At 71.2% G+C, this 11208-nt stretch carries 8 protein-coding genes and 2 pseudogenes; 4 read left to right on the forward strand and 6 right to left on the reverse strand.

The genetic code is table 11. The features are described 5' to 3' along the window. Positions 1-416: 416 nt before the first annotated feature. On the forward strand, positions 417-1181 hold the full coding sequence (locus AB1460_RS33015; RefSeq protein WP_368966138.1) for an alpha/beta hydrolase: 765 nt from the start codon (positions 417-419) through the stop codon (positions 1179-1181). Between the two features lie 140 nt (positions 1182-1321). On the opposite strand, the gene AB1460_RS33020 is transcribed toward AB1460_RS33015, so the two are convergent. Continuing rightward, a complete protein-coding gene (locus AB1460_RS33020; protein ID WP_368966140.1) occupies positions 1322-1717 on the reverse strand; it encodes a hypothetical protein in 396 nt (131 codons plus the stop codon). Between the two features lie 67 nt (positions 1718-1784). Here AB1460_RS33020 and AB1460_RS33025 point away from each other — a divergent pair, with 67 nt between their 5' ends. Next, a complete protein-coding gene (locus AB1460_RS33025; protein ID WP_368966141.1) occupies positions 1785-2159 on the forward strand; it encodes a hypothetical protein in 375 nt (124 codons plus the stop codon). A 142-nt stretch (positions 2160-2301) separates the two neighbouring features. Here AB1460_RS33025 and AB1460_RS33030 read toward each other — a convergent pair whose 3' ends face one another. After that, positions 2302-3129: a class I SAM-dependent methyltransferase gene (locus tag AB1460_RS33030; RefSeq protein ID WP_368966142.1), complete on the reverse strand. Its 828-nt coding sequence runs from the start codon at positions 3127-3129 to the stop codon at positions 2302-2304. A 190-nt stretch (positions 3130-3319) separates the two neighbouring features. Here AB1460_RS33030 and AB1460_RS33035 point away from each other — a divergent pair, with 190 nt between their 5' ends. After that, positions 3320-4114 carry a winged helix-turn-helix transcriptional regulator gene (locus tag AB1460_RS33035; protein WP_368966143.1) on the forward strand — a complete coding sequence of 265 codons (795 nt, stop codon included), beginning with the start codon at positions 3320-3322 and terminating at the stop codon, positions 4112-4114. Here AB1460_RS33035 and AB1460_RS33040 read toward each other — a convergent pair. Next, the gene (locus tag AB1460_RS33040) at positions 4093-6024 is read right to left on the reverse strand and encodes an MDR family MFS transporter (protein ID WP_368966145.1); all 1932 of its coding nucleotides are present in this window, start codon (positions 6022-6024) and stop codon (positions 4093-4095) included. The genes AB1460_RS33035 and AB1460_RS33040 overlap by 22 nt on opposite strands. Positions 6025-6120: 96 nt before the next feature. On the opposite strand from AB1460_RS33040, the pseudogene AB1460_RS33045 reads away from it, so the two are divergent. Then, positions 6121-7304 (forward strand): annotated as a pseudogene (locus tag AB1460_RS33045) (RNA-guided endonuclease InsQ/TnpB family protein); the annotation flags it as partial. 37 nt (positions 7305-7341) lie between these two features. Here AB1460_RS33045 and AB1460_RS33050 read toward each other — a convergent pair. The 3 genes and pseudogenes from AB1460_RS33050 to AB1460_RS33060 form a co-directional block, all read right to left on the reverse strand. Continuing rightward, positions 7342-8127, reverse strand: coding sequence for a MarR family winged helix-turn-helix transcriptional regulator (locus tag AB1460_RS33050; RefSeq protein ID WP_368966147.1), 786 nt, complete (start codon positions 8125-8127; stop codon positions 7342-7344). 144 nt (positions 8128-8271) lie between these two features. Beyond that, positions 8272-10275: a DMT family transporter gene (locus AB1460_RS33055; RefSeq protein ID WP_368966148.1), complete on the reverse strand. Its 2004-nt coding sequence runs from the start codon at positions 10273-10275 to the stop codon at positions 8272-8274. 277 nt (positions 10276-10552) lie between these two features. Further along, positions 10553-11208 (reverse strand): annotated as a pseudogene (locus AB1460_RS33060) (hypothetical protein); the annotation flags it as partial.

The following is an 11208-nucleotide window of genomic DNA, read 5'->3' on the forward strand; positions in this document are numbered from 1 at the left end:
GACGGTCACCTCATCCAGCGTCGTGTGGGCGGTTGGGGGTATCGACCACCCCTTCGAACCTGCGTTCGACAACAGGGTTCTGGGTGGACGAGTGGGAGGGCCTGGGTCGGTGAGACCACAGCGAGAACCGCGCACGCCGGTTCCGGCGCCAGGAGCAGCGTCGAGATTCCCTCGCCCCGAGGACGCTCCGCCTGCGCCCTGCCCGTCGCTGGAATCAACCCGCCGCGGGCCGGGGACTGCCGGGGGTCAGGAAGCAGTTCTCTGGTAACGTCGCACCGTCCGTGAATCGGCCTGAGGAGGTGAGACCCGTTACCGCTGTATCCGATCGGGTGCTCTCCTACCGTCCTGCGGCGCGGTTCATCTGACCCAGGTGGCCGTCGGGAGCGCCCAAGGCATCCCGAAAGGCAACGAGATCCATGCGCTTCACCTCGGAGACGACGACCTCGACCGGTGTGTCGGAAGATCGCTTCACCCTTGACGGCATTCCCGGTGTGCTCTGGTCGCCGGCTGACGCATTCGGCCCGCGCCCACTGATACTGCTCGGCCACGGAGGCGGTCAGCACAAGTGTGCCCCGGGCCTGGTGGCCCGTGCTCATCGTTACGTGACGGACTTCGGTTTCGCGGTGGCGGCGATCGACGCGCCCGGGCACGGCGACCGGCCAAGAACCGCGCAGGACGAACGGTTCACCGCGCAGCTGCGTAGGCAGATGACGGCCGGCGAGCCCGTCGGAGAGCTGATCGCTCAGGACAACGCCGTCCGTGCCGCGCAGGCTGTTCCCGAGTGGCAGGCCACCCTGAACGCTCTTCAGAGCCTCGGCCGGATCGGCGCTGACGGACCGGTGGGGTACTGGGGTGTCTCGCTCGGCAGCATGATTGGCATGCCGTTGGTCGCCGCCGAACCGCGGATCACCGCGGCTGTCCTTGGCCTCGTCGGCTACGACGTCCTTACCGATGCGGCCTCGCGCCTCACCGTCCCCGTGCAGTTTCTGCTCCAGTGGGACGACGAGATCGTGCCGCGCGCGGCCGGCCTCGCCCTGTTCGACGCCATAGCCTCCCCCGAGAAGACGCTGCACGCCAACTCCGGTCGGCATGTCGACCTACCCAGATTCGAAATGGGCAGCGCTGAACGGTTCTTTGTCCGCCATCTCGTCGACGATGCCGTCGCGGCCGGGGCCCGTTAGCCGCTGCAGGGATGACGCCGTCGGCGTTCGCAAGAGATGCCCGTGCGGACGCCGACAGTCAGCGCCTTCGGAGCGACACCGTCACTTCGTCGGCCAGACAGGTGGCGGCTGCCGGGTGGCTGGCCTGCAGCTGACGCGGGTCAGGGGCCAGGGGGCGTGTGAGGAGGAGGTCGGTGTCGTTCCCGGTCAGCCTGCGCGACGTCCTTGTGGAAGGGGCTGGCAATCCACAGCTGCTCGCCCGTCGCGGACGTGCTGCCCCAGAACATGCCTTCCATCTCACCGAAGCGGGTTCGCCGTGGTAGCCGGGCCAGTGGTGTGTCGCCCGTGGGTCTGCTGGGCATCAGTCGCCGGGCACGCAGCACGATGACGCCGCGATCGGTGACGACAACGATCCGGCGGCCGATCATGAAGTGGAGGGCGGGCATCAGAACGACCAGCAACTGCGATCGAGTCTGGGCTCTGAACACCTGCCGGACCTGCTCACCGGGCTCCAGATAAGGCTGGGCACGAGAGACAAGTTTGTCGCGAATCGTCATCGAGGACTGAGCGTAGACCCCGCGTGCTCCGCGTGGAGGCCTCTCCATCAAACCGCAGGCCCGGCCGATGGTGGTAGCGGTCGGGAGTCGGGATCTCACCCGCCGGGTGCTGCAGACCTACGCGGATCTGCCGGTGCTCTACGAACACATGGCCGCCGCTGATCCCTGGATGGGCCGGAAGCTGGCCGGACTGGTTCGGCGGAGTCCGCTGGGTCTCGAATCGGTACGGGCTTTCACGACGGCTCACGCCGAACTGTCCGAAGCGAGAGATATCCGCCTGGACGAGGTGATGACGGCGGTCCGTCGAAGTGCCGAACGAGGTCTCGGTTCGGTCACCGTGAACGAGGTCGACGAATGGCAGGAACAGCTGTGTACGGCGCAGGTCGCCGGCGAGTTCTTCTTCGCTGAGACGGCGTTTGTCGTGGTGGCATCGAAGCCATGAGGCGTGACCGGGCCGAGTCGGCGGCCGCCGCGGACCCCCGCGGGGCCGGTGCTGGGCCGCCGCCCGACGGGCCAGCGGACGGCGAGGCCCTCGCGTGGCCATCAGGAGACGGACCCGGCCGGGTCAGACCCGTCCACGCGGGCTAACGGAGGGTGATGACTGTCTGGAGATAGGTCGAGGGCAGGGCGACCGCGTTCTCGCTACCGCCGTAGCGGTCCCAGCGGCGGGCCAGGTCGGTGAGCTCGGCTGCGAGCTGGTCGCGCCCGGCCGGATCAAGGGCTTCGAAGGCCTTGAAGGTCGGGCCGTACCAACGGCGGAAGAAGGCGACGAACTCCTCGGCGGACGCGAAGCGGAAGGTACACGTCTGCTCGACGGATTCGGCCGTGGCGATCGCGTCGCCGAAAAGGCCGTCCAGGTGTGGGCGGGTTCCCCACAGCAACGGGGAACTGACCCCGGCCGGCGGCGGGACGAACGTGGAGATGACCCGGAACATGTCCCCGACGAAGCCGTCGGGCGTCCATGAGGCGAGGCCGACGATCCCGCCGGGACGCGCGGCCCGCACGATCTCGGCGGCGGTGCGCCGGTGGTCGGGCGCGAACATCGAGCCGAAGACGCTGAGGACCGCGTCGAAGCTGCCGTCGGGCACCGGCAGGTGCTGGGCGTCGCCGACCCGGAACTCGACGTCGAGACCTTCGGCGCGGGACCGTGCCTCGGCGTCCGCCAGCAGTTGGGGAACGTAGTCGATGCCGACGACCTGGGCGCCGGCGCGGGCGGCGGCGATCGCGGCGTTGCCGGTGCCGCAGGCGACGTCCAGCACGTGCCAGCCGGCGTGCAGGTCGGCGGCGTCGGCGAGCAGTTCGCTGCTGAGCACGATGCGGGATGCGATCTTCGCGAAGTTCCCGCTGGACCAGGTCTGCTGCTGGCGTTCCGTGATGGCGGCCAGGTTCGGTGAGGTCTGGGTGGTGGGCATGCCAACTCCTCGAATCGGTCGCCGTCCGTGATGGCGGCGGCGCATGGAGCCAGCATGCTTCGGATGGAGGCCGGCCGACGAGTACGGATCTCGTACTGGTCGGAGTCAGCCGGACGACAGCTGTCGCTCTGTGTTGTCCGGTACCGGATGTGTACTGCCTGCGGCGGGGAGACGGTGCGAGCATCGGGGCATGGGTCGCCACGTCGAGTACTGTCCGATAGCGCTGGGCGTCGAGATCGTCGGTGACCGTTGGACGCCCCTGGTCATCCGCGAGCTGAGTGTGGGGGCGAGCGGCTTCAACGAGATCCATCGTGGGCTGCCCCGGCTGAGTCGGACGCTGCTGGCGCAGCGGCTGCGCCTGCTCGAGCGTCGTGGGCTGGTCCGCCGCGCGCCGGCCCCGCGTGGCCAGCAGGTGCGGTATTCGCTGACCGAGGCGGGGCAGGCGCTGTCATCGGTGGTGTGGGCGGTCGGCCAGTGGGCGGCCGAGTGGATGTTTGGTGATCCGACGGACGAGGAGTGCGACGGCCTGGGCCTGATGTGGCGTCTGCACCAGTGCGCCATCGCCGGGGTGCTGCCGGAGCAGCGGACCGTGGTTCACCTGGTGCTCACCGGCGCGGGCGCGGCCGAAGGTTGGCTTGACATCGATGACGGCGCGGTCACGGTGTGCCGGGAGGCGCCTGGCCTTGACGACGACCTGACGCTCGAGGCCGAGACGGCGCATCTGCTCCGTTGGCTGATGGGAATGGCGTCCTTCCGAGAGCTGCGGATCAACGGGCAGGTCCGCATGCTGGGTCCGGCTGGCCTGGTGCGGGGGTTCCCGGGCTGGTTCAACACGGGAGCCTTCGCCGAGAGCCTGGGCCGGGGGCGGGAACGCCGCACCCAGACCAGTGGGCCCTCCGTGCGGGATGGTGTGCCGGCGGTGCAGCACGGTGTGCCTGCAGCACAGGAGATGCCGTCCGTAGTTCAGGAAGCGCTTCCTGCCTGAGCACCGCGTGGCGCGACGCCCGCGGCCCCCGCGGCGCCTTCGGCTCCCTCGGATCCCGCTGGTTCCGGGACTCCCACCGGCTCCTCGGTCCCCCCGCCTTCGCGGGATGGTTGGGCCGCTCCGGCAAGAGAGGTCCCTCCGACGAGGATCTTCTCGGCCGGTGCCGGTGCCGGTGCCGGGCCGGCGCCAGGCGCCGCCGTGCGGACCGCTGCGTCACCTGTCGCCTCCGCGGCCGAGGCGCTGCCAGCTTCCGCGACCGCCGTGGCTGCGGTGGCTGCCGCCGCGCGGCCTGCCTCGGCGCGGGCGGCCTCGAGCCCGGAGACGGTCCGCAGCGGGACCTCGGGGAGGATCACTGCCAGCACCAGGCCGACCGCGATGACGGCGGCGGCGACCAGGAACACCAGGTCCATCGAGTTCGAGAAGCCGACCATGAACGGGTGGGCGAGAGCCTTGTCGATCTCCTGCAGGAACGCGGAGTCGTCCAGGGAGCCGCTGGAGGTGACCTGCTGGAGCTGGTCGGGGTGGGCGGCGGCGGCCGCGGCGAAGGCGGAGCTGCCCTGCGCGTCCTGGTAGGCGTCCGTGATCTGGGCGGGTGCCGCGCCGAAGAGGATCGACAGGAAGACCGCGGTTCCGAGGGTGCCGCCGATCTGCCGGAAGAAGGTGGCGGACGCCGTCGCCACGCCGATGTCCCGGGGAGCCACGCAGTTCTGCAGTGCGACGACCAGGGTCTGCATGCTCTGGCCCAGTCCGAGGCCGTACAGCGCCATCATGAGGCTCGTCTGCCACAGCGGCGTGTCGGCGCCGATCCGGGAGAGCAGAAGGAACCCGGCGATCATCGCCGCGGCGCCGATGATCGGGTAGGGGCGGTAGTGGCCGGTGCGGGCGATCAGACGCCCGGAGATCATGGACGCCGTCATGATGCCGGTCATCAGGGGGAGCATCAGCAGGCCGGCTTCGGTCGGCGACGCGCCCTTGACGATCTGCAGGTAGAGGGGGATGGTCGCGAGGCCGCCGAACATCGCGATGCCGAGGACGACCGACAGCGCCGAGCCGACGGAGAACGCGCGGGTCCGGAACAGCCGCAGGGGGATCAGTGCGTCGTCGCCCATGCGCTGCTCGGCGACGATGAACCACGCCAGGCCGAGTACGCCGATGACGTAGCAGGCGATGGAGACCGGGGAGCCCCAGCCCCAGTCGCGTCCCTGTTCGGCGACGAGGAGGAGCGGCACGACCGCCGCGATGATCGCGACGGTTCCCCACCAGTCAATGCGGGAGTTGCCCCGGCTGCGGCCTCCCCGCAGGACCCGGTTGACGGCGACGAGCGCCGCCACTCCGATCGGGACGTTGATCCAGAAGATCCAGCGCCATCCAGCGAGCCCGAGCAGGCTGTCGCGCCCGGACAGGAACCCGCCGATGAGCGGCCCGGCGACGCTGGAGGTCGCGAAGGTCCCCATGAAGTAGGCCATGTACTTGGGGCGCTGCTGCGGCGACACGATGTCCGCCATGATCGACATCGCCAGCGAGAACAGGCCGCCGGCGCCGAGTCCCTGGAAGGCGCGGAAGCCGGCCAGCATGTACATGTCGGATGCGATCCCGCACAGCACCGAGCCGACGATGAAGACCGAGATGGCGATCATGAACAGCGGCTTGCGCCCGTAGATGTCCGAGAGCTTGCCGTAGAGCGGGGTGGTCACCGTCGAGGTGATGAGGAACGCCGTGGTGACCCAGGCCTGGGCGGACAGCCCGTGCAGGTCGTCGCCGATGCTCCGGATGGCGGTCGTGACCACTGTCTGGTCGAGCGCGGCGAGGAAGGTTCCCAGCAGCAGTGCCGTGACGATGGTCATGATCTGGCGGTGGGTGAGCCCACCCGGTGCCGGGGCCTGCGTCGCGGTCGTTGTGTTGGCGGTCATCAGGATCTCGCCGTTTCCTCCCCGGCCTTCAGGCCGGGGAGGAAACGGAGCCCCACGCGGGAACGCATACGGGAGTCCTTTCGGTAGAATCTGAACGTGTCCCGCTATCGGCTCGATCCGGCACCTGGACAGGTTGCCGGGCTCGCCGAGCACTGCGGGCATGCGCGTTTTGTGTGGAATCTTGCCGTTGAACAGCAGTCGTGGTGGAAGCCCACCGGGGAAAAGCACCGAACCATCTGGAACGTTGCCGGCAGTTGACCGCCGCGCGGGCGGAGTCCGACTGGCTTCGGGCCGGATCGCAGACGGTTCAGCAGCAGGCGTTGCGGGATTTCGACCAGGCTATGCGGAACTTCTTCAACGGTTCGCACAGACGCCCGGTCTACCGGAAACGTGGCCAGTCCGAGGGCTTCCAGGTCGTCGGTAAGAATGCCAGGGTTGAGAAGCTGAACCGGAGATGGTCCCGGTGCTGGGTACCGAAGGCCGGCTGGGTGAGGTTCCGTGTGTCGCGGACGGTGCCGGACTTCAGGTCCTACCGGATCACCCGCGACCGGGCGGGTCGCTGGCATGTCGCGTTCGCCGTCGCTCCCGCACCTGTCGACGTACCCGGCACGGGAGGGATCGTCGGGGTCGACCGTGGGGTGAAGGTCTCCGCCGCGTTGTCGACCGGAGAGCTGCTGACCTGCCCGGGGCTGCGGCCCGGGGAGACCGAACGGCTCCGCAGGCTGCAACGGCGGCTGTCCAGGGCCAGGCGGGGCAGTACCCGGCGCACCCGGCTGCGCGGTCAGATCGCCCGGGTGAAGGTTCGGGAGGCCGACCGGCGCAAGGACTGGGTCGAGAAGACCAGCACCGGCCTCGCTCGCCGGTACGACCTGATCCGGGTGGAGGACCTGAACATCGCGGGCATGACGCGGTCGGCGCGGGGCACGGTCGCCGAGCCGGGCCGGAACGTGGCGCAGAAAGCCGGGTTGAACCGGTCGATTCTCGCGGCCGGCTGGGGCCTGTTCGTCCAACGCCTCGAACACAAGGCGCCGGGCCGGGTGGAGAAGGTCCCGGCCGCCTTCACCAGTCAGCGTTGCTCGGCCTGCGGGCACACAGCACCCGACAACCGTGAGAGCCAAGCGGTGTTCCGGTGCGGAGCCTGCGGGCACACGGTCAACGCGGACGTGAACGCAGCCTGCAACATCGCCGCAGGACGTGCGGTGAACGCGCGGGGAGGCGCGGCGCTGGCCGTGCCCGTGAACCGCGAACCTCAACGCCGCGCACCTCCTCTGGTGGGTGTAGGAGTTGGAATCCCCCTCGTTCACGAGGGGGAGGGCGTCAAACGCGGTGTGCCTCCGGAGCAGAGGTGTCCGTGCCGGCGCGGGTCGGGACGTCCTGCGGTGTGGACCGGCCGTGCGGTCCCGGTCCCGACGCGCCGTGCGGCGCGGGTCTGCCCTGGGCGGACGTCTCCGGGCTGAGCCGAGTGGTGTCGGGTCGGGAGACCCAGGTGGGCTGGTGCACCTCCATCTCGTCCCCGAACCTGCGCAGCAGGGTGGCGAAGGTGACCAGGTCCTCGCTGCTCCAGCCGGCGAGCATGTCCTCGTAACGCCGGTTGCGGATCTCGATGTGATCTCTGTAAACTTCCCGGCCCGCCTCGGTGACGTCCAGGACCACGGCGCGCCCGTCATCCGGATCGGCGCGACGCTCGACATAGCCGGCCCGGACGAGCGCCGAGACCTGCCTGCTGACGGTGGACGGATCGGACTGGACGGACGCGGCGAGGGCACCGAGCCGCTTCGGGCCGTTCGCGGCCAGGTGCGAGATCAGGATCTGCGCGGCCCACTCGACATCGTCGCGGGCGCGGGCGAGGTACTGGCTGCGGGCGCGGGCGAGGCCCCGGAGCAGGCGCGCGAGATCGTCGGCGAGCTGTGCCACCTGGTACTCGCGGTTCACCGGATGCTCGCGGCTCTCCGGATGCTCCTGGTCCGCCGGATGCTCGTGGTCCGCCGGGCGTTGCTGGTCGGTGGGTGCCTGGGTCTCGTCCATGCGCGCGGTGCTCTTCCTGATGTTGGTCTGCTGGAACGGGTGCCGCTGCCGCTGGGGCGCGGTACCGTCCAGTCGCATGATCCGCCAAGCCGGTCGTCCTGGCAATTTGGCTGCAGCATACAACTAGTCCGAGCTCCCGGTCTTTTATCCGGTAACGCGCCGTTCAGGTGACCTGGACCACAGCTACAGGCCCGCGTGATCCCGCGGATCCGCGGTTCGGGATCAGGGTGCCGCCGGTGGACGTCCTGCCAGTGAGCGCAGGACGGTCTCGGCCTTCGCCGAAAGCTCCTCGGCCTGGGAGAGCAGGGCGTCCGCGCGGGCGTCCAGCGCCCGCTGCGAGGCAGCGAGATCATGATCGCTGACGACATCCGGGGATGCGTCGGGCCGGCCGTCCGCCGGACCGTTCGCCCGGGGCGGCCGGGAGGCGGCCGGCCCATGCGCGGAGGCGCCCGTGGAGGCGCGCTGCGGGCGGGGCGGACTGCCTGGCTGCGCTGCCTCGGCCCTACCCGCGCGGGCCGGCACCCGGCCGGCCCGCGGCGGCACGGCGGACGAGCCTGGCGCCACCGGCTGGGCCCGGTGCGGGTGCGGGGCAGCGGGGGGAGTGGCTCCTCTGGACGTCCTGACCGGTCGCGGTGCTGTTCCGCGCGGGACGCGGGTGGACGGGCGACCCGTGCCCGACCGCCGGCCACGGCCTCCCTTGCCGTTGGCCGCGCCCGGGCCCGTTCCGTGGGCACTGCCGTGTGGCGCGGCACTGCCGTTCGGATCGCCCGAAGTCATCCGGGTGGTTGCCTCGCTGCGCTCCGCGATGCCGGTGGATGCAGTGGCAGCTGTCCGGCCGCCGGGTGCGGGCGTGGTGTCCCGCGGGGGCGGGACGGGTTCGACGGGAGGGGCCGCCAGGGTCGTCCGCAGCCGAACCCGGGCCGCGAGCCGCCTGAGCGAGGTCCCGAGCGTGTTGGGTTCCGCTGACCGCGCACTGCCGCCCGGTCCAATCCCGCCCGGTCCGTTCCCGCCCGGTACGGATCCGTTCGGAACGGTCTCGCCCGCAGACGCGTCGCCCGCAGACATGTCTCCCGCCGACGTGGTCCCCGGAACGCCCGTCCCGGCCGTGGTGCAGCGGCTGTCGGACTGCTCGCCCGCGCGCATCGTCTGGATGCGGGAATCGAGATGGTCCCGGTCGTCGACGAGCCGGGCGAGTTCGCAGTGGATGCGGTCCAGGTCGTTGTGCAGCCGCCGGTACTGCCGGCGCTGCGCCCGGTCGGTGCTGGCGCGGCGCCCGCGGATCAGGTCATCGCGCAGCAGTTCCAGATCGCGGTGGAGCAGATCCTCGAGCCGTGAGAGCTGGCCCTGGGACGTCCGCGCGCGCAGCCGGGAGAGCTGCCCGGTGACCAGCGGCGAGGCGGCCAGGGCCCGGACGCCCAGGATCATGATGGCGAGGCCCGCGATCTCGCCGGCGATGGCGAGCGGGCTGAGGCGGAGCATGCCACCGAGCAGGAAGACGCCGATCGCCACACCACCGAGGGGCTCGAGGCTGACCGCGGCGGGCAGGGAGGCGGGCAGCGGGGCCATCTCGTAGGCGCTCTGCAGCAGCAGGCCGCTGCTCAGCGCGACCACGACGACCGCGTAGGTCTGCCAGGACGTCGGGACGGCCCCGATGCCGGATGTCTCCACCAGCCGGCCGACGCTCCCGATGAGGGCGCCCTGCAGGGCGGAGAGCAGGCCCGCGCCGCCGGCGAGCAGGGTGGCACGGCGCGCCGGGTCGAGCCGGCGGGTGCCGAGCACCGACCAGGCGGCCAGGCCCCCGATCGAGCCACCGGTCAGGATCCAGCCGAGCGTGGTCGCCGCTTCGACCTCGCCCTGGTGCGGATCACCGGCGAGGAGGAAGGTGGCCAGGCCGAGCGCGGTCGCCATCGCTGCCAGCCAGTCCCGCCGAGGGACCCGTCTTCGTGCCCAGAACGCGGCCAGCGGCAGCGCGAAGAGCAGTTGGCAGACCTGCAACGGGGCGACGAAGGCGACGGTCGACCGGGCGAGCGCGGCTGCGGACGCGAAGGTCCCGACCGCGGACAGGAGCACACCGAGGTCCCACATCGGACGCCGGACCAGCCACAGCAGCAGCCGCAGCCGCAGCACGTCCTCGGGCGGCGCGTGGAAGGCCACGCGCTGTTGGATCACTGCGGCGACGCCGAAGCACACCGCGGATCCCAGGCCCAGCAGGTAGGTCGTCAGCATCCCTGGTCTCGTTCCGCGCCGGGCGGCGCTACCTGTACATATCCTGCCCGATCACCCGGTGGAGCCGGCAGGGCCCTCCCGGCCAGCACCGGTGAGATCACACGGTCCCAGCCCGGATACGGCCCGCTCCGCCACCGGCCCGCTCCGCTTCCGGTCTGCGCGCCTTCGGGTTTACCGTCGGCGGGCGCGCGGCCGTGGGACGTCCCGCCGTCGGGCGTGCCGGCTGCCGTGTCGACGTCCGGGGCGCAGGCGTGGGGCGTAGGGGAACCGGGCCGCGTCAGGCTCCGGGAGGCGCGGGGGCCTCGGGGGCGCCGTCCGGCGGCTGCTCGGCCCGCGCCAGGAGCGGATCGCGGGCGAGGCGTTCCGCCTGGGCCCGGACAGCCCCCTCGTCGCCGCGCCAGGCCGCCGCGGTGACCGCGTGGACGACCGCGGAGAGCAGGGTGAGCCGGTCGAACGCGGCCCGGTGCGGGGTGCGGCCGTCGGGACGCCGGTGCAGCGTGGCGTACAGGCGCGGCAGGGCGAGGTACTCGTCGAGCACCCCCGGCAGATGATCGCGGACTGTTCGTTCGATGGTACGGCCCGCGCTGTCCGCGGGGCCGTGGGACCGGCCCGCGAGCCCGGGGTCGTCAACGAACTCGCGGACCGCGTCGGCGAGATCGCGCACCGCCGAGACCAGGTCCGGCTCCACGGGTGTGGACCGCCCGGCCAGCCTGGCGATCTGCGCGTCCAGGACGTCCCGCACCTGGGCCCATCCGCCGCTGTCCCGCTCTGCCTCGACCCGCTCTGCCTCGACCCGCTCAGCCTCGTCCTGCTCCGCGGGGGGTACCTGCCCCGGGTGGGGGAGCTGAGCCCGGGGCAGGTACCCCCCGCGGAGCAGGAGAACACCGCGCGGGTGCGGGCACGGACGGGCGGCGGAGCAGCTTTTCATCATAT

This window comes from Parafrankia sp. FMc2 (assembly GCF_041008525.1).
Taxonomy (GTDB): domain Bacteria; phylum Actinomycetota; class Actinomycetes; order Frankiales; family Frankiaceae; genus Parafrankia.

Coding starts and splice junctions, on each gene's coding strand:
- AB1460_RS33025 (WP_368966141.1), top strand. CDS start 1,785: ATGGTGGTAGCGGTCGGGAGTCGGGATCTCACCCGCCGGGTGCTGCAG.
- AB1460_RS33050 (WP_368966147.1), bottom strand. CDS start 8,127: ATGCGACTGGACGGTACCGCGCCCCAGCGGCAGCGGCACCCGTTCCAG.
- AB1460_RS33055 (WP_368966148.1), bottom strand. CDS start 10,275: ATGCTGACGACCTACCTGCTGGGCCTGGGATCCGCGGTGTGCTTCGGC.
- AB1460_RS33030 (WP_368966142.1), bottom strand. CDS start 3,129: ATGCCCACCACCCAGACCTCACCGAACCTGGCCGCCATCACGGAACGC.
- AB1460_RS33040 (WP_368966145.1), bottom strand. CDS start 6,024: ATGACCGCCAACACAACGACCGCGACGCAGGCCCCGGCACCGGGTGGG.
- AB1460_RS33035 (WP_368966143.1), top strand. CDS start 3,320: ATGGGTCGCCACGTCGAGTACTGTCCGATAGCGCTGGGCGTCGAGATC.
- AB1460_RS33015 (WP_368966138.1), top strand. CDS start 417: ATGCGCTTCACCTCGGAGACGACGACCTCGACCGGTGTGTCGGAAGAT.
- AB1460_RS33020 (WP_368966140.1), bottom strand. CDS start 1,717: ATGACGATTCGCGACAAACTTGTCTCTCGTGCCCAGCCTTATCTGGAG.